Below are 18,220 nucleotides of genomic sequence, written 5' to 3' on the forward strand. Positions count from 1 at the left end.
CTCACGCGCCTGCCGACGCAGAAGGCCAGCGCCCTGGCCGAGCTGCTGCCGCACAACTGGGTGCCCGCCGGCAAGGTGTGATGCCCGTTCGCTTACCACGCAATGCGCCTGTGGTTGCCAGCTCAAGCGCACCGGCGAAGATGTCAGTGAAAAACTCGACTACCCCCCAGGCACCTTCACCGTCGAACGGCATATCCGTGGCTAGTGCTTCTGCGAGGCATACGAAGCGCTGATCCAAGCGCCGGTGACCGCGCAATCGACATGGGATCCCGCGCTCCCCCCCTCTTATGTCAAGCAAACCGCTCGCTATGTGCACAACCACTGAAGAGTAAAATCTAAAGGGCCAAGCAGATGCTGCCAAAGGACTGAGGGTACCGAAGTCCACCGTACAGCAGCTTGGATACCCGCGACCGAGTAAAACAGCTCACCGCAATCAAATGGCCCAATGGTGAAACTTCGCCCCTATGCGAAAGCAAAGATATCTTGGCCACAATGTACAAAAAGGGGGCTTCCGCTTTTTACGACGGCTTCGCCGGAGTTCTCCGTTGGGGTATCCACCTCGACTGGGGCGCCGGATCGCTGGAAGAAGGCTGCGGGCTCGCAGAGGCTGGGGCGGGGGGCAAAGAAGAGGCTGGCGGTGTAACCATAGTCGGAGCGCTATACACGAAGGCGAAAGTTGCAATTCCCAGCGCAGCGGCACCGAGCATCGTCAAGCCTTGGCAACTGACCCTGTAGAAGAATCCCTCCGCTTGCTCAATGGGGTCATCAACCATTTTTTTGAACTCAGCCTCGGAGAGAAAGCGATATAACTTCGGCTGCCAATCATGGCGCAGCTGTCGCTGAATGTTTATGAATTTCCGACCCGACATCACATTGAGCGTCGTATATCCGAATGCAACTGCCATTACGAGCGAAATGAGGTATGGGTTGATTTGCAATGTTAGTCGCGCGACGATCAAGCCCATGCCCACAGTCAGCGCCGTAGAGATCGCCGTGATCGCCTGGCGGGTCGCATCTGTCGCCTTCGAAGTTTCCTCAGTAACAGCCTTGCGAAGGTCTCCCAAAGATTTGAGGGTATCTTTGGTGATCTCTGAAACCGACATCTGATAAGCGATCTTCGCGCAATCCAACGCAGCAGAAAGATTCTCCTTGAAGTACTGCTGCACCTCTCCATCTGCCCTACCAGATCGGGCAATCTCTGCAGAAAGCAGAATATGCTTAACCTCGGCTTCCCGTGCATTCTCGAACACCCAAACTGCGGCGTCCTGGACGACATCGAAGTCTTTCAGAGACATCTGGGTGTCGCCTTCGACCGCTTCTTTGATCGTCAGATTCAGCTTGGGCGGCCCTTTGAAACTGAGATTGCTCCCGGTAGTGTCGATCTCGTTCGCAAAACACCGACTCAAAGCATCGAAGGCATACATTGCCCAAACCATGTGCAAAGAATCATCACCATCCAGGCCATGCCCTTCTGCGAGCAACCAATGGCGCACATCCTCTGGCACAGTCCGGACATTAGCCGACTCCTTCACCAGAAGCCGGGGTGATTTAGTCAGCGGAGACTCGACGAAAGCCTCTACTTCACCCCAATCGCTATACGACCTTGCACGAGTATTGAAGGGCTTGGTCAGGCCGAGCACATGCCAATGCTGCGCAGAATATCCCTTGTCGAGAAAGCCCTTGAAACCCTCCTCTGTCGCCACATACAAAACCTCAGCCCGAACATGCGCCCCCAGAAGAGGCTTTTCCAGCTCAGCACGAAAGGGCCCGAAGTCTTCGTCACCGTCTTCGACTTCGGTTTCGATACCCGCGCTGTCAAAGATCGTGATCGACCAGGTAGCAGCGGAGGCTGCCTGAGCAATTGCCCGGGCGGCCTCCGCTTGTAGGTCAGACACGATGAGGGTTGTCTTTCCCTCAGTAATCAGCGCCTGGCGCTTCCGTGACAAGTCGTTAAGAAGGCAGGCCAGTCTTTGGTGTGACAACGCTGTCCTCCGTGACCCTGTCTGTATCTACGATGATTTGCTTCTTATCCCCCTTCAGATCTACCACCGTCACATTGGGGTTCTCTGCCCTGTCGGGAAACAAGATTGTGACGCCTTCGGCCGTGACGATCTTGCGCATGTATGGCTGCCGAAGGATCCGCCGATCGGGCTTGAAGCTAAGCTCGTGTAGTTTGCTTTTCCTGACACGGCTGCGCGTCTCACGCTCCAGACGATTGGCTACTTTCTCATCTTCAGGATGCCCAGCAGCCAGCATCACTGCCTCAACGATCGCCTCTTCATCGATCCGTCTACGGGTTCCAAGATTGGCCTGGGCTTTCTTCAGCGCTTTGGCCACATCCTGGCCTGGCAAATGAGCTATGCAACTCTGGAGCGTCGCTTTGAGTACCTTGCGGGTGATCTCGCTCAGCTCCGTGTCAGAGACCGCCCTGCTCACAGCCAGGAAGTCAGCGAAGTAGTCCGTGAGGTCTACGCCCTGTTTCGTCCGATCAGTAGCCGAAATGTTCTGGTCTGCAACACCGCCGACCACACGGACGAGTGCAGTTTTCTGAATGGCCCTCTTTTCATCCACCAAGGCATTCACGATACGGCGCAGCTTCTTCCCAGGAGCTCCGTCGTTCTGTTCCAAGGCCAGCTTGTAGTCGTATTTGATCAGGCTATAGATCTTCACATCGGGGTCTTTGACCGCTAGTTCGAACATCAACAGAACCCCATCAGCACTGCCGACCACGTGTTGCCGGTTGAAGCTGGCGGCCAGGCTCTGTGCACCATCAACAAACGATGTGTCTCCGGCTGCAATAGCTTCAATTTCTTTCCGGGTCGTAGACACAGCTTTAAACATGAAGACCGGCGCAGCAGCCATGTCCACAATTTTACCGATAAAGAATGCCTCCTCCTCCAAAGCCCGCTCCGGCATGGCCTCAAAGTGCTTGGTACCCACCACGTGCAGGATCATCCGGGTGATCTTGAGTGAATCTGTCTCTTCGTCCGAAAAAAAGCTCATGCGATCTCCATATAGGCATGCCCTCCTGCACGGAAAGAGAAACCACTCGTCTCGGCAGGCGCCTTGGCGGCGATGGCATCAGTTGCAGCCTGTTGAGGCTGGTGCCACCCCACAATCATGGGATTGGACGTAATGCTGTGGTCGGAGCATATCCGTAAACACTGGCAAGCAGCCAGTACGTCAAGGCAGCGTGCTGCATGGTCGAGTAGTATGGCATTGCACGAACGGCGGGGAGGGTCTGGAGACTCTGCATGAAGTCCATTCAGGGCAGAAAAATGGACTTTGAGATGCACCGCTGGATGCCAGTATTTACGGAGGTAATTTAGGGAGGATATTGAACTGCGGGAGTTGAGCTCTAGGAAGCTGTATCTATCACATCTTGAGTTCTGCCGCTTAGTCGCAGGAATGGGCATAAGTGATCACACTCATCTCAGCGCAATGAGTTCCAGAACCTGGCCTGCCATCGACTCCTGAGAAATCGCCAAGCGGCGGCGGAGCATATCGGCCACGATGGTGCCCCCTATGCTTTCTAACCACTCCACCGCGGCAGACTGCCTATCGAAATCAGCAGGTTTGTTGAGGCGTGCCTCAAGAATGCGTGCGATCGTCGCCGGCGCTGGCACCACCACCGCCGAAGCGCCAGCAGTCAGCGAGTTCATCAGGCCCTGCGGGTCGTAGTCTGGAAAGCTGATTAAATCGGAAATCCCCTCCCTCGCAGCAGAAACAGCCCTCGGCGACCACTGTCGATCGCCCCGAAACAACATAGGTACGTCCTTGAGCTCTGTCGGCAGCTCGTAGAGGTGGGCCGCGAACATAACGCTCAGATTCTCTACCAGCAGCACCCTATCAAGCCCATGCAGGTCGATAGCCTGGACGTTCAGCGTGCCGCCGCGGGGGTGCTGGTAGCCACCTGATGGCAATAGGACCCTACCCGAGGGATGAGCGACCAGCACCAGACCCTCGCCTACCGGCCGGCCGCTGACCTTTTCGTTTCTGGATATCGCCGCCAGAGCCAGCCTATCCCCCTCGAGCGCCGCCGAGCTGTGCTTCAGCGGATCCAGGGACATGTCCTTTCTCACCAGCGCAAGCAGTGTCTGGTGATCCGCAGCAGTCAGCAGCAACGCCGATGTACCGAGCTTCGTCCCTACGCCGTAAAGCTGGTGGATCTGCCGCCAGGTATCCGTAAGGGTGATTTTGTCCTGGTTACGCCGCACCGCATTTATGATCGCCGTCAGGTGGCGCTTATTGGTCAGCATGCTCTATCGCCTCGACGCCCTATCTAGGGTCAACTCCAGGACACGCCGATTCGCCGAAAACCGACTATGAGGCGCCAGCGTCGGCACAAGGCAGTAGTTCAGTTTCTTACCGTTGACTTTGGCGAATGCCGCCTGCAACTGGGCATAGCCATCCAGGGCGTAGAGCCATATTCCTTCAGGGATGTTGGGATCACCACAGTCTTGCCAGTAAGCAGTAGCCGATTGAGGTTTACCAGTGGCAATCAGCTCCCGAAGCATGGCCTCCAAGTGGGCACGCACGAAGGGTTTTTCCAGCTCCTTTTCCTGATTGGCGCCTGAGGGGATAATTTTCGATTCACGCTCCTGGGCAGCTGCCGCTGGCGCCGCTTTGACCTTCGGTGCCGGCAGTGAGGCTATCAGCAACTCCAGCTGCTCAAGGTTCTCGCCGGCGTGGACGTCGCAGAACGCATTGCCGCCCAGTGATAGTGGAGCAGCACCAGCCCAAACTGCAGCATCAAGTCGTTCAAGAAGTGGCCCAAGATCGATTATGCCCCCTGCCTGCAGGTGAGCGTCGACGGCCTGTGCCACCTGGCGCATCTTGTTGCGCTTACGCACTGTCAGACTGAGCCGATCAAGCCGACCAATCATCTCGTCAAGAGCGAAGCGGTTGCGGGACACCGCACCCAACAGACCGTCGATAAGTTTGCCTCGCAGCGCCCGGTCGCTTCTTGTCAGCTGCAATAGGCCCGTGTGTGTAAACAGGCCCAACTTCTCGTGCAGTCGCTTGAGCCGGTCGATCGCATTTTTGATGTCGCGGATCCTGTCGGTGAGCCGGACGGAGAATCCATATCCTCCCTCAATGAATGCCCTGGTGACGTTCTGCTCGTTTCTCAGGTGCTGCACCACCTGGCGGGTGGTATTGGTGACACGCCGCAGGTGGCGCTCGGTCTCGGCCGGATCGCCAGCTGCCTTGGCGCCATGGTAGGCCTCGCACCCCTCCTCAATGCTGATTAGGATCTCCTTGAGGTCAGGCGCTACGCGATCAAACCCTTGGATAGAAATTTGTGCGCCCACGTCGAGCAGTAGGCCACTGAGATGCAACAGGTCGCTGCCCTCTTCCACCAAGCCTTTGGACATGAGCCACGAGAGGCCCTTGGTCATACGCTCCGGGCGCGTGATGCCTGCTTCATCGGCCAAGGCCATAGCTTCCAGCAGATCAGCGTTCGCTTTCAGGTGCTCGCCTAGCCTTACCCAGTCTTCTGCCTTCACAGTTCGAGGCCTCTTTGCTCCAACTGAGTCGAAGATGGTTCCGGCTCCGGATCCAGGCTTAGGCTGCTGAACTCAGCCACCCAGGCCAGGATCATGTAGAAGTACCCCATCTTGCCAGTGGCCACGTAGTTCGCGGACTCACTACTGCGCTTCACTAGGTAACCCGCGTCGGCCAGGGGCCGCAGCACCAGCGCCAATCGTTCTTTGTTGTCCTTGGCGCTCTTGGACTTGCTGAAGAACTCGTGGCCACTCAGGTCTCGCAGCTGATCCCTGTAGGTGGGATTGTTCTCGATGGCCTCGAGCAGATCCGAAAAGGACACCGTGTCGCCGGGCGCTAGGCACGCATCGGTGCGCCCAGAGCGATTGAAGAGGCGGATGAACTCCAGGCAGGGCTTGAGCTGATCGCGCATCTGCACAAGTTGCATAGCCGCTGCAGCTCTATCCTTGGGGTCAGACAGATCGGCATACCGCGAAAAGTACGTGTCCGGGGCAGTTTCTTCACCGATGGTGCCCAGCTCCCGGCCAAGAGGCGCCAGCGCCGCCCTGACCTCTGCCTCAACACCAGGTGCGCGAAGCTGACGATGGAGCTCTGGATAGGCATATTGGCAGATGAAGCCACCAGAGAGCAGGGTTTCGAGGACATCGCGAATCTCGCTCACGATAGGTACTCCTCTGCAGCCAAAGCCTCATTCAGTTCATCCAGCTCCTCGTGCACGTCCAGGCCGTACTCCTTGACGACGATCGTGCCGGTATCAGCCTGCCTCTCCAGGAAGTAGCGGTTGGTGAACTGCCGAAGCAACTCCGGCGCACCACCTGGGAAGCATGCCAGCATGGAGATTCCCCGCTGGTTGAAGTAGTTGACCAAGGCAACATAGTTCTCCGGCGAAAGCTCCAGAGCCTCATCAATGGGGATCGACATTAGGAAATCAGCGTCTTTACGCAGCAGCTCGAACAGAGAGACGTAGATCATTGCAACGATGATCTTGGTCAGACCGGTGCTGCTGAGCTCAATCAGCTCTGAGTTGTTGGTAGCAATCTTCGTCCGGCCCTGGTCATTGCACGACACACTCACGTCAAAGCACTGCTCCAGGTCAGAGGTGAACTTGCCCTCATTGATCTGCCTGGCCACATTCTCCAGGGCCTCGACGAAGCTTTCGGTAGGCATGACGCCATCCCCCATGGCCTGCCAGCGGCGATAGTGCTGATCGTAGATGGATAGATCAGACCAGAAGGACATTTCTTGGATGCGAGATGTAACCCTGAACTCGAACTGTTTGATCTGGGCAAATGCGCCAAGCACCTCCCGAGCTTTCTGCGTCGCATCTCGACCAAGCTGCTGGATACTCCGATGCAGCTCCAGCAGCTTGGTACGACGATCGCAAAGCTCATCAGAAAGGTTCTTCGCCTGCATGATCAGTTTCGTCTTCTGGTCAGGATGCGAGACGTCGATGTATTCCTGCAGGCTCGGTGCCGCCTCCAACCAAGCCAAGTCAGGCTCTGCTGCAGCATTACCGGCCTGACTAGCGATCTGTTCGATGGCAGCGCCTTGCGGCGTATGCAGGAGTTTGCGCGTCCTGAACTGAGACAGTATCTGGCGATAGGTCTCAGAGGCGGACTTATGGAACATACTGCGCTGGAGCATCAACCTGGTTACATCTTCGTCGATGTCCTGGGCAGTCAATCCATCTAACGCGGCGCCGGGATCAACGATGTCGACTTGAGTAAGGCGATTGAGTACACCGTTGAGCAACCTGGCCTGGGCCTCATCCTGCTGCCCTTCCAGCGTTAGTGCCTTGCGCTGGTCGACAATCTCTCTCAGCCGGGCTTTGACCTCTTCGTTGTAGTCAGCGATCTGCCTGTCTACCCTGGCTACCTGACCTTCCAGGTCAGACATCTCGGCGATTCGTATCGGGAGCTGCGGTAGCACGTTCTCCACCCAGTGGCGGTAGCTCTCGATAATCGATCGCTGATCAGTGATCTCCTTAATTTGTGAGTCAAGCTGGTTTATCTCTCGCTCGAGCCGGCGATTTTCCCTGTCATCAATGCCCTCACTGCGGAGCTTGACCGACTTGTCGTTCTCGATGGTCTGAAGCTCTGCGTTCAGCCCTTCGGTGATTCGCTGCAATGCAGCCTTGTGCCCCTCGGTCAGTCGCACACGCTCTTCAGCAAGGTCCTCACGTGCAGTCTTTTCATTCGTGGCCAGCTCCAGCATGTGCCGTCCGTGAACCGACTTCAGTTGCGCGATACTTCCGTCTTTCTCGGCCAAGACCCGCTGCGCTTCAGCAGTGCGTGCACCCTGCTCTTCGATGTAGGCGCTATGTTCATCCTGCGCTCGTTCGTACAGCGCCTTGCGCTGTTCACGCCGCGATGCGAGTTCAATTCCGGCCTGGCTCTCATCGTTCTGGCACTTGCTCAACCGAGCGGTATGCTTCCGGAAGCGCTCTTCCAGAACACGATTCTGCTTATCCAGGCTCTCAAACTCGGCCTGGATACCCTCAAGCCGGAGCGTCAGCGACGCAATTTCTTGTTCCAGCGCTTCATCGCTGGCGAACGCTGGAACTGATAGCCCTTGAAGCGCCAGCTCAAGTCCATAGAGAGATTGTTGGGGGGACTCCAGCATTGCAGGGTTCAGATCAGTTCGCAGGAGCGTCTCTACCGGAACCAGCCTGGCGATATTGTCTTTCCAGCTTGGATGATTCTTTCGCAGGTACCCAAGCATCGTCTCTGCACCAGCGTTAAGTTGCTCCTTCAGCGCGTCGCGCAGCTTCGCTGTTTCGCTACGCTGCTTATCAAGCCCCTGGAACGCAGACACCAGCCTGGATTGCTCATCCTGCAGGCTCTTTTCCTCTCCACGGACAACTGCTAATTCGGCCTGGAAAGCGGCCAGCAGAGCAGCTTGCTCGTCTATCGCGTGCTGAGCTGCGTCAAGGGCGTCTTGGGAGCTAGGAAGAACCTTCGTTTTCTTCAGGTGCTCAAGTTCAGCTGTTGCGCGAGCGGCAGCAGTGGCCAGCAGTTTACGTTGCTGTTCATGCTCCTCGAGTTCAGCGCGCTGCTCCCTTTCGGTCTCCTCCTTGCGGCGGCGTAAATCGTCCTCAAGCTCATCCTGCCGCTTCTGGATAGCCTCCAGCGCAAGACTGTGACGGGAGTGAGCCTCTTCCCGCTGTGCTGATGCAGAGTCCTTGGCTTTCTGGGCACGCACGTCGTAGACCTGTCGTATGTCGAGGCCCTTAACGTTGAGCTTGGTCAGGTGATTCTGTTTCAGATCACGTTGAGTTATCACCTCGCCGATGTTGTCAGCTCTCGCCAACAGGTCTGCCATTCCTGCCTGCTCGTGGTGCTCCTTGGCCACCTCAATTTTGTTTACCGAGTCAGTGGCCGCAGTGAAATTTGCCTGTAGGTGGCCGCGCTTAACTGCCAGCGCCTGACGCTGAGCGCTAGCATCTTCGTTGAAGCGCGTCTCACGCTCAGTAAGCACACTCAGGGCTTCCATCCGCACAGCTTCGCGCTCACCCAGTCGCACAACAATGCGGTTTGCACGGGCCTTCTGAATGCCGAGCTGGCGCGTGGTTGCCTGCTGGTCAATTCGGAGTTGCGACAGTGACATCACCTTAGGTCTCAACTCGTCCATGAGGAGATAACCGACTCGGTTCTCCAGCACCTTGTTGAACGGAGCAGCGTTCAGGGTTTCCAGGGTGCGGCCGAGGTCAGAATTATCCTGCTCGAGGATCTCGGCCATGGTGGTCTTCATGGTGTCGAACGTACCGGCGCTGGCCAGGAGTGCGAGCGCCACATTGTCAATACCGTTGAAGTCAGTCCGCTTCGGCGCCAGCGAAAACGACGGACGGAGTGCCAGGACCAGCTTTCGCTTCTGGGGATCCGTCAGCTTCTCCATGTTGGAGTAGCCGCTGTTGAACTGGATGATGTGCCGGTAGTGAATCGGCTGAAGCTCAGGGCTGCAGTCGATACCTTTCACTGCCAGATGACGTATCAATTCCCCTGCCCTGACCAGTTCTCCGGACTCATAGTCTCGGTAAAGCAGATCTGGCTCCCAGGCGTGTGCCACAAGGCGGTAGGCGTAGCTGTCACCGCTGCGGTGCATGATCGCGCACCGCGGCGCATTCATGGAGTTGGTGTACTCGAAGACGATATAGCTGGAGGCATTGGGCAGATACCAGTTAGCGAAGCTTTCCCGGTTACTCCCTGCCTTGACCAACTGACCAGGCGCAGCCCCATAGAAAACAGGTATGAGCTTCAGAAACGACGACTTACCAATGCCATTTGTGCCATTGACGCTGGTGTTCCCGCTAATCGCTATCTCAGCTTTGGTCCCCGCGCACAACGAGTCGATAAGAACTATCTTGAGCAACTGAGACATCGTAGATTCCTTTCAGATGGCACCGCCACATTTGTAGTCGGCTGATATTTTAGGGTGGTTAACAAGTGCCAGCGCTACAGCAGACCATCCCCCTCAAGGCGGCCAGCCAAGGCCCTAATACAAATTTCCGAGCTTCGATATCCATAATTGCCACTCCATCCTTCACCAGCGCCTTCTTGCTTCCCGAATGCGAATTTATGGCATAGGTGTTGATACTCGGAATCACATCAGAATTTTCACTCCACCTAAGTTTGAATGCTGCCAGCCTTAGATTCCTGACCGAAGCCTAAACCATGACCAAAACGACACAGACGCTGTGCTTGCGCCCGGCACGCTGGCCATCCATCGGATCACCAGCGCGGGCTTAACTGTTAGCGTCGAAGTTACCTTCAGCATTATGAGCGATAGTGTCCGCGTATTTTTAAGCGGACGCGACAGCCCTTACCGTCGGGATATTCATGCACCAACGAGGCTCTTACCACCTATCCCCTATCACCCCGAAGAGGGAAGATAACGCTCGATCTCGGCGATGATCGTGTTCGATGAAGTAATTCGCTGTTCTATGGACTCATCCAGCTTCTGGATAACGTGCTTGTCACGCTCTAGCTTGATGGCACCGAAGAGGTCGAGCTTATCGAGTAGGTAGCAAGCGAAGATCATGCAGAAGGACGTAGAGGCACCAATAATGATCGCCGTGAGCTGTCCGGCGAATGGAATCAACGGCGGAAATGTCATGAGTATCTTTTCCAGTACTTCTTCAAGGGCGATACCGCCGATCAAAATGCCCGCAGCACCAAGCAGCTTCAGCCCCTCATGAGAAGCTTGCTCCCAGGTCATATCCTCTGGTTTAAAGATAAACATGCCTAGAGCTCTCATCAGCGAAAAAACGCCTTCCCGGATCATCCTCACGAGTCGCTTTCCAGTGGTGCAGACCATGTTGATGAGGACCGTAACTATGTTGGAGATAAAGCCTGAAATGAAGCCCTGACCGAACCCCTTGATCACGCCATCCCATTTTGAAGCAACAGTCTTGCCCACTCGAATCAGCCGGACATTGACCTCATCAAGCACGGGAGACTTGTCAGCGTAGCGCTGATACATGTCTTTGATCTCAAGGGTGGCCGCGCTAAAGAACTCCACCATAATAAGACCAAACACCTGCTGAGCCCCCATTTTCAAGCCTTCACTAATGCCTGTCTTTGCGGAATTGACACCATAGAACTTCCCCTTCTGGGCAATTGTTGGAGCGTGCTCTGCTGCGGCCTCTTCACCGCGCTTGACCACCTGCCTCACAAGTTCTGGATCGACCTCGTAATGCTCGCCGTTTTCAACCTCTCGCTTGCCACTTCTTCGTGCAATCCACTCTTGCTTTTCGTGGTCACTCATTGATTGATTAATGGAGCGTTTAGTTATGACAAGATTTCGCGTATCGGTCCCAAAGTCGGCTTTTTCTGCTGCCGACAGCATAAAACCGCCATTCTTGTGAAAGCTTGAAGTGGAAATAATGTGATCCGGACTCGTCTCTTCAGCTTTCAGTTTTTTACCGGTGTAACCGTCCGTTACATTCCGATCTGCATCCATTTGACTGATGGTAAACTGACTACCAACCGACTTTTTACCTTTACCTTGAAATTTTTTACCTTGGCTATTTAGTGACTTTGTGTAGTCATCCCGACGGTACTCATCCTCTTTACGAGCATAAATTTTTTGTTTGGCGTTGTGGATTGTCGTGACATTCCCCCCATTCTTATCGCCTATTTTTTCATGGACAGATAGCACCTTGCCTAGCCCTAGCGGGCCAGCGATAGCACCAATAACATCGCGTTGAGCCTTCTCTAAAGCTTGATCCAGACGATTGCGCTCGAAGGCCTTTTCAAGACGCTTAATCAGCGCTAGGTCTTCACCAGGCAAGGCAACCGAGTTAATTGAAATCATCGAAAAATAGTCAAGTGTCGCAATTCGACTGGTATCCAATGGTGAGTTCAGGAGCGCCTCAACGTCTGCAGCGTCTGCAGCGGGGTGCATCAACGGGCGCCCAGAAATTTTATCCCTTAGTTTTTTTTGCTTGCTGAAAAGATCGGACCTGCTCATATACGTGACCTCAGGCGAGCTTAAAACCATTCCACGCCTGCATGAAGGCATCCTCCATCGGATGCTGAACCTCATCTGCGTGAATAACGATCTGGATAATCTCGTCAAAGACAGGGATTGCCACGCCCGAGTGTTTGGCTAGCTCCCAGGCATCTCGAATCGATGGAGGGGTATCGTAAAGGGATTGAAGCTTGGCGGTTACTTCAGCGGGAATTGAGCTTGCTGAAACCCCCGAAATGAAGAGTTCGATATTTTCGCGCTCTCTCTCACAGATAGAACCATCACAGTTTGCGGTCGCTACAGCTACAGCATGCATAGCGATAATAGCTTTGTAGTGCTCCGCTGCTCCTTTCAGTCCATTGAGCGCGGCCTCTAGGTTTTTCTGTAGATGATCTAGCTCTTGCTGGTGTTGAGCCTTGGTAACTTTAACGCCTTCTCGATAGGCCTCCTCACGTACCTTAGAGTCATCACCAAGCTTATTAGCGATGACGCCCCCCGCTACAGCTGCCGTGCCTGCAGCCGCCACAGCACCTGCACCTGCAAGAGAGCTTGCCAAGGTTGCCCCCGCAAGTAGGGATCCTCCGCCCGTGAAGGGCGCAGCTGCAACAGCTGCGACTCCGACGGATGCCCCAAGCATTACCTTTCCCCACTGAACATCTTTTTCGCCGGATGCCACAGCCCCCGCGTAGTCCTTCGTGGATTCATATGCCTTTGATGCAACGTCGCCGATAACATCCTTGGCGCCACTTGCCGCGTCTGCAACAGCAGACCCTGCCGAGGACAAGCCGCTAGCCGTTGCGTCAATTGCATCACCGGCCTTATCGGCAACTGTGCGAGCCGTGTCAGCAACTACGTCCCTGGCGCTACTTGCCACGTCAGAAACAATGGATCCGGCAGAGGAAAGTCCGCTTGCAGTGACGTCATAAGCATCACTGGCCTTGTCTACGACAACACGCGCCGCATCCCCAATGCCATCAGCCACTTTGGACAGGCCGCTTTTGATCGTTCTGAACATAACTACTCCTTAGTTTTCAGTGTTGCTGAGCTGCTTCGCGAGCATTTTTCTCACGTTTGAGGGCGCTGTACTCGAAATACAGATCCAATGCCTTTCTTGCGATAACGATGAAACCGACTATTGCAAATAGATTTTTCATGGCACACCACTCCACTGACATCAATGAGCCACCATGCGAATATCACATTAGGCCGCTCCCTTCGCAACCACCATACTGGCTGCTCTTACAGGTAAAGTTTTCACCCCATCCCTGTCAGATGGCCTCTCTTGTAGCCCCCAGCAAAACCGCCCCCGCCCCCTTCTTCAGCAGCTCGTACCCCACCGTCAGGAACACATCCCACGTCGACTCGTCGCTGAGCAGCTTGGTCGCCCGATTTGCCCATTTAGTTAGCTGGCACGCAATCCTGGGACATTGGCGTTTTCGCCACGTCGCCGCGACCTGTGCAGATCAGGCTGATGCGCATGCCCGCCTGCAGCCCCGCCGCATAGTTGGCGTGTACTTCGTCCAGCTTGAACTGCGGCTCCATGAATTGATTCACACCACCGCGCAGGGTGACGTAGGGATTGCCGAAGAGATCGGTGTTGATGGAACCCACTACGCCGGTGACTTTGAAACGCTTGCCCTTGAACTGCTGATCAGCCGCCACGGTATTGCGGTCGTAAGCTTGAGCCAGGTGCTGGGCGCTGATTTCACTCCGTGGTTCGGCAGGCGCCGACACATTTTCTGGCTGGCCTTGGCTGGTAGTAGCGGCCGCTGGCCGCGTATCGCTCCGCTCGTGCCCAGCCAGAACAAACAGCGCCAAGCCCAACCAAGCAAAGCCAATTACCCGGCTCGTGGTGCTATGCCCTTGGCGCAGCAAGAACCAGACAAAAACGGCCGGAAACAGGAACACACCCACGCCGAGCCAGAAACCCACGCTCCGGTTAACTACGAGAACTGGCTGCGCTTGAACGGCGGCGGCCTGATCGGCGATAGGCGCACCACAGTGTGGGCAGGCGGCTGCTTGGTCGCTAGCCATACGGTCGCATTCGTAACAGGTGATCAATGCCATGTTGCTACTCCTTGATTGCTCTTCCTGGATTGGCCGGCGCTACCGGCTTGCATGTGCGAACCAAGATATGTAGCGTGACTAGACATATCTAGAGTGTTTGCCCGTACAGGTAAAGTTTTCAAGCAGATGGAGGGGCCATGAAACGCAAGCAATCAATCGAATCCGTACGCTGGGATCTAGCGCTGCGCTATCGCCTGATCGAGACAGTGGCCTGGTGGGAAGGCCGTCTGACCACCAACCACCTGATTCAGAGCTTCGGCATCAGCCGCCAACAGGCGTCGAAAGACATCAACTCCTACATCACAGATTACGCGCCGAAGAACCTGGAATACGACAAGCATCTGAAGGGGTACGTACCCAGCAGGCAATTCAAGCCACTGTTCATCGACGATAGCGCCAGCGCCTATCTGCATCTGCTCAACCAGAATCACGACCGTGCCCCGCATATCGAGGGCCTGGCATTGGCCTATGCACACACCGAGGTGCTGCAGGTGCCGGATCGCACGGTACGCCCGGAACTACTACGCCCGCTTCTGCGGGCCTGCCGAGAAGGGCTGCGCTTGGAGTGTGAGTACGTATCCTTCACTACGCCGGATGCAGAGACACGCTTGATCGCTCCGCATACGCTGATTTACACCGGCATGCGCTGGCACGTACGCGCGTACTGCGAGAAGAATCGCGATTATCGGGACTTCGTATTGAGTCGCTTCCGCGGCGTGCCTGAGCTTATTGATGACCCTTCCGCCAATGGACGCGATCAGGACGCAGGTTGGAGCACTCAGGTGGCTGTCGTGATCGAACCGGACTCACGACTAAAGCCGGAGCAGAAGGTAATCATCGAGACCGACTACGGGATGCGCGAGGGTCAATTGGTGATCGAAACGCGCGGTGCCCTGGTGCAGTACGTCCTGCAGCGCTACCAAATCGACCCGACCAAGGTGCACGCCAAGGCAACGGCACAGCAGATCGTGGTCGCCAACCTGGATGAACTGCAGCCCTGGCTATACCACTAGCAGCTGTTGAGTCCCATCAAGGACTGGCTGAGCCGGTTATGGCTGGCAAGACATTTTCATTTGGTCTTGCAGCATCACGATCAACATCAACGACGCGAGGACCGCACCTTGGAAACAGCACAATGGATCGCCTTGTTCAAGCAAGCCTTTTGCTCAATGGACAAGAAACTTGAGCAGGTTCTGCAGCTAAACAGCTGCCGTGAGCATTGGATACAGGCTGAAATCAGCCTGTATGCCTGGTTCGAAGAAAACATTGAAATTTGGACCGATCTACCAATCGGCGGAGGCCGAAAAGCTGATCTTTATGCCCAAGATGAAAGAGGCGCGACATCCATGGTCGCTGAGGTCAAGTGCCTGAGCGACGCATCGCAAGCCAAGTGTCTAGAAGGGGATTGGTCCGTACGAGCCGATATCGAAAGGCTTAGCTCCTTTAACACCTCAACCCGTTTATTCGTGCTGGTGATTGCTAAAGGTGAGCAGGAAAGCAATACCGGTAAACGTCTTCGCACTGATACGTGGGTGGAAGGGCGCGAATCCATCAACCTAGATTTGGGGCATGCGTTGATTCGGATATGGGCCTTATAACCTTGCCTACCAATGCGTCGACCATCTCCATCACCTGAATCCGACCGAGCTCAGTCAGATGGCACGGCCGCCGTAAGCGAGCCGTGCCAACCCAATCATCAGCAGCATCGAACCCAACAGCACGAGATATTCACTCAGTGAGCTCAGAATGATCATGGAAGGCCTCCTCGGTAGTGACGAGATGACCATAACCTCGGCCCCCACGAACCGCGACACGTAAACTTTCCGCCCGTAAAGGTTTCGGGCACATCCGAACCTGCACTAGCCTCCGGTCATTAACGGTCCTTGGCAGATTGGTAAGCGGCCCCGCGCTCGCGCTTGCCAACGGCAACCACCACGACCAGATCGACGAGCAGGCCACTGCTGCCGTCAGTGCCTAGGACAAGCCCTGCTGCCAAGGCCTGCGCCAGGTAGACGCCGCTTAAAGTAAGTCCCGCCAAACCTCGTTGCGCTCGATGACTCGGATAAACGCCTGAGCGCTGAATCCGTCCGGATAAAGTGTGGCGATCGCCTCCTCTTCCTCCGCGCCCTGGTCAAACGCCCTCAGGTAATGCTGCTCATCACGCAGCGCGACCTCCAGGACTTCTCGGGATACCACAAGAGCACCATCAACAACCTCCCCATCCAGCTCAATCGAGGTGTCTACAACCCAAGCGTGCAAGTGTGGCAACGGATCGGAAATCTCCAGCCCCAGCGCGTCACGCAAGTTAGCGTCCGCCAGCAATGCAGGGAGCGCCGCAGGGCTTTACGCTTCAACTGTCTGGCAGCCTTACGTAACGTATTCGTGCGGTGAAGCCAGACTTCGTGGCCGTTGGACCGGATAAATCCTGACTTGACCTCGAGCAGTAGCAACACGTCTTCGAGGCACGCCAGCACATCGATCTCTCCTGCATCGCCCTCATCCATGCGAGGCGGCTGGTAGCCCACCACCACCTGGAAACCTCGCTGCCGAAGAGACGCAGCCAGTTCGTGTTCGACACGTTCAGTTTCGGAGCGAAGCTCAGGTCTGCGCGTATCCACGCGACGCAAATTGTTTACTGCGGCGGTGAGGCTGTTCTGTCTTCCTGCTATCCAGGGAAACTGAAAGCTGAAGCGGCCGATTTTGTAGAACGGCCGCTCGTATAGGCTGGGCGTCGGTTGATTAGGCGCTTGCTTGATCTGCTCGGACAGCGCCTGAAGATCACTGGTCCAAAACTGCAGAATGGCTTTGGCGGCCTCTGGATCACCTGCGGGATGCTCATCACTGACCGTCCACGCGCGGATCCGCGCCACCTTCTCCGGCAACGCCGACCAGGTCATGGGAAAGCGATTCTCTCCCTGCAGCAGCCCCTCAAAAGCCAAACGCCCCAGTGCCCCTATGGAATCCCCGGAGTCAGCCAGGTATCGCCGATAAGGTCGCAGATAGGCCTGCTCGAAAAAGGCGTTAGTCAGCTCACTGGCCAGCATGGCGTGATGCAGCGAGACCTCCGCCCCATTATTAAGCCTGATGCTTTCGCCTAGCCCAAAAACCACCTGCAGATAGAGCTGGCTACGAATCGCTTTGATGTAGGCAAGCTGGTTGGCTTCATGGTTTTCAGCACTCCCGATGACCTGCCCGGCCAGCTCAGAAGCCGCAAAAACATCAACCGCGCGGCGCATCCAGTAGCACCATAGCAGCTGGCTTTTTCGCTCAGTGCGCTGCCAGCGCAGGGTACCCTCGTCTGTTTTGTTGAAAATGACTGATTGCCCAGGCTGGAGCTGGTAATCGCATTCACTATCGAAGCAAAACCAGTCGATGGAGCGCTCATAGTCAATGAGCTCCCGCGTTGTCTCGATCATCGCGCCGACTGCTTCTAGGTTTACAGCGCACTGCGCGCCTTCCCCAGGCTGCGGAAACAACATGGGCGACAGATGCTGCCTCAACGAACGGCCGAGCACATCGGCAGAAAGCCGAAAATCAGACTCGCCACAAGACTTCAGCTTACGCAGGATGATCCGCTCGTAAGCAAGCCAATCCATGCCTGCTGGATCGTCACCAGCATCCCCGAGACGGGCATAGGCCAATACGCTGAGATAGGAAAGCAGCTCCAAAAGCGTCAGAGACTGCAGTTGTCGCTCAGCACTCTTGATCACGGCTTCAAAGGGTTCCAGCTGCAGCAGCAGACGCTCGCAAACTCCGAAGAACGTCTGCCACTGCTCGCAAGTGCAGTTTTCTTTAAGGTGAGTCCAGAGAGGCGAATCCCTACGGGTGAAAAGCTTGGAGTAGCGAATGGCCCAGCGCAGCTGATCAGGGTGGTGAACTGCCAGGTGATCCAATAGCTCAGTACTGATCACATCATCAAAATGCAGTACACGCGCAAGCGCCAGACTGGCCAGAGCAGCTCCCTCTAGGTTTGCGGGCTGCCACCAAAAATCGGCGCCAGCCAGCCCAAAGGCACGATGCCTCTGGGTGTACTTTCCGCTTGGTCGTTGATCGAGAAAGTCATGCAGACACTCATCAAGCGCAACGCCGCATGCCAGGTAGCGCGCATACTCTGCGAACTGCGTCTGGTAGTAGTCCCTGCACCGCAAGTTAGGCCCCACTAGCACTCCCCGGGGCAATA

At 55.8% G+C, this 18,220-nt stretch carries 14 protein-coding genes and 1 pseudogene; 3 read left to right on the forward strand and 12 right to left on the reverse strand.

What is annotated here, in order from left to right:
• Positions 1 to 97: 97 nt before the first annotated feature.
• A pseudogene (locus BZL41_RS20295) lies at positions 98 to 202 on the forward strand (IS66 family transposase zinc-finger binding domain-containing protein); the annotation flags it as partial.
• Between the two features lie 316 nt (positions 203 to 518).
• On the opposite strand, the gene BZL41_RS20300 reads toward BZL41_RS20295, so the two are convergent.
• From BZL41_RS20300 to BZL41_RS29495, 10 genes are all read right to left on the reverse strand, one after another.
• Entirely contained in the window at positions 519 to 1,895 is a 1,377-nt protein-coding gene (locus BZL41_RS20300) for a hypothetical protein (protein WP_224031555.1), read from the reverse strand.
• A gap of 55 nt (positions 1,896 to 1,950) precedes the next feature.
• Entirely contained in the window at positions 1,951 to 3,003 is a 1,053-nt protein-coding gene (locus BZL41_RS20305) for a hypothetical protein (protein ID WP_095600964.1), read from the reverse strand.
• Between the two features lie 425 nt (positions 3,004 to 3,428).
• A complete protein-coding gene (locus BZL41_RS20310; protein ID WP_095600965.1) occupies positions 3,429 to 4,259 on the reverse strand; it encodes a hypothetical protein in 831 nt (276 codons plus the stop codon).
• 3 nt (positions 4,260 to 4,262) lie between these two features.
• A complete protein-coding gene (locus BZL41_RS20315; protein WP_095600966.1) occupies positions 4,263 to 5,507 on the reverse strand; it encodes a hypothetical protein in 1,245 nt (414 codons plus the stop codon).
• A complete protein-coding gene (locus BZL41_RS20320) occupies positions 5,504 to 6,166 on the reverse strand; it encodes a hypothetical protein (protein ID WP_034017452.1) in 663 nt (220 codons plus the stop codon). Before BZL41_RS20320 ends, BZL41_RS20315 begins: the two co-directional genes overlap by 4 nt.
• Positions 6,163 to 9,882: an ATP-binding protein gene (locus tag BZL41_RS20325; protein ID WP_095600967.1), complete on the reverse strand. Its 3,720-nt coding sequence runs from the start codon at positions 9,880 to 9,882 to the stop codon at positions 6,163 to 6,165. The genes BZL41_RS20320 and BZL41_RS20325 overlap by 4 nt, the downstream gene beginning before the upstream one ends.
• 492 nt (positions 9,883 to 10,374) lie before the next feature.
• The gene (locus BZL41_RS20330) at positions 10,375 to 11,973 is read right to left on the reverse strand and encodes a hypothetical protein (protein WP_143518131.1); all 1,599 of its coding nucleotides are present in this window, start codon (positions 11,971 to 11,973) and stop codon (positions 10,375 to 10,377) included.
• 10 nt (positions 11,974 to 11,983) lie between these two features.
• Positions 11,984 to 12,988 carry a hypothetical protein gene (locus BZL41_RS20335; protein WP_095600969.1) on the reverse strand — a complete coding sequence of 335 codons (1,005 nt, stop codon included), beginning with the start codon at positions 12,986 to 12,988 and terminating at the stop codon, positions 11,984 to 11,986.
• A 16-nt stretch (positions 12,989 to 13,004) separates the two neighbouring features.
• Positions 13,005 to 13,127, reverse strand: a complete 123-nt coding sequence (locus BZL41_RS29180; RefSeq protein ID WP_256578210.1) for a hypothetical protein — start codon at positions 13,125 to 13,127, stop codon at positions 13,005 to 13,007.
• Positions 13,128 to 13,371: 244 nt separating this feature from the next.
• Complete coding sequence (locus BZL41_RS29495; protein ID WP_034017256.1) at positions 13,372 to 14,040, reverse strand: hypothetical protein; 669 nt, start codon at positions 14,038 to 14,040, stop codon at positions 13,372 to 13,374.
• A gap of 137 nt (positions 14,041 to 14,177) precedes the next feature.
• Between BZL41_RS29495 and BZL41_RS20345 the strand changes: the two genes are divergently transcribed.
• On the forward strand, positions 14,178 to 15,053 hold the full coding sequence (locus BZL41_RS20345; protein ID WP_034017255.1) for a WYL domain-containing protein: 876 nt from the start codon (positions 14,178 to 14,180) through the stop codon (positions 15,051 to 15,053).
• A gap of 6 nt (positions 15,054 to 15,059) precedes the next feature.
• On the forward strand, positions 15,060 to 15,638 hold the full coding sequence (locus BZL41_RS20350) for a hypothetical protein (protein ID WP_235551485.1): 579 nt from the start codon (positions 15,060 to 15,062) through the stop codon (positions 15,636 to 15,638).
• A gap of 421 nt (positions 15,639 to 16,059) precedes the next feature.
• Here the strand turns inward: BZL41_RS20350 and BZL41_RS29195 are convergent, their stop codons facing one another.
• Both BZL41_RS29195 and BZL41_RS20355 read right to left on the reverse strand, forming a co-directional pair.
• Entirely contained in the window at positions 16,060 to 16,344 is a 285-nt protein-coding gene (locus tag BZL41_RS29195) for a hypothetical protein (RefSeq protein ID WP_256578211.1), read from the reverse strand.
• Positions 16,281 to 18,200 carry an NERD domain-containing protein gene (locus tag BZL41_RS20355; protein WP_256578212.1) on the reverse strand — a complete coding sequence of 640 codons (1,920 nt, stop codon included), beginning with the start codon at positions 18,198 to 18,200 and terminating at the stop codon, positions 16,281 to 16,283. The genes BZL41_RS29195 and BZL41_RS20355 overlap by 64 nt, the downstream gene beginning before the upstream one ends.
• Positions 18,201 to 18,220 lie beyond the last annotated feature (20 nt).

Source organism: Pseudomonas sp. PIC25, assembly GCF_002286785.1.
Classification (GTDB): domain Bacteria; phylum Pseudomonadota; class Gammaproteobacteria; order Pseudomonadales; family Pseudomonadaceae; genus Pseudomonas_M.

Excerpts from the sequence above, each read along its gene's own strand:
- BZL41_RS20305 (WP_095600964.1), bottom strand. The coding sequence starts at position 3,003 with ATGAGCTTTTTTTCGGACGAAGAGACAGATTCACTCAAGATCACCCGG.
- BZL41_RS29180 (WP_256578210.1), bottom strand. The coding sequence starts at position 13,127 with ATGAAAAATCTATTTGCAATAGTCGGTTTCATCGTTATCGCAAGAAAG.
- BZL41_RS20335 (WP_095600969.1), bottom strand. The coding sequence starts at position 12,988 with ATGTTCAGAACGATCAAAAGCGGCCTGTCCAAAGTGGCTGATGGCATT.
- BZL41_RS20325 (WP_095600967.1), bottom strand. The coding sequence starts at position 9,882 with ATGTCTCAGTTGCTCAAGATAGTTCTTATCGACTCGTTGTGCGCGGGG.
- BZL41_RS20330 (WP_143518131.1), bottom strand. The coding sequence starts at position 11,973 with ATGAGCAGGTCCGATCTTTTCAGCAAGCAAAAAAAACTAAGGGATAAA.
- BZL41_RS29495 (WP_034017256.1), bottom strand. The coding sequence starts at position 14,040 with ATGGCATTGATCACCTGTTACGAATGCGACCGTATGGCTAGCGACCAA.
- BZL41_RS20310 (WP_095600965.1), bottom strand. The coding sequence starts at position 4,259 with ATGCTGACCAATAAGCGCCACCTGACGGCGATCATAAATGCGGTGCGG.
- BZL41_RS20345 (WP_034017255.1), top strand. The coding sequence starts at position 14,178 with ATGAAACGCAAGCAATCAATCGAATCCGTACGCTGGGATCTAGCGCTG.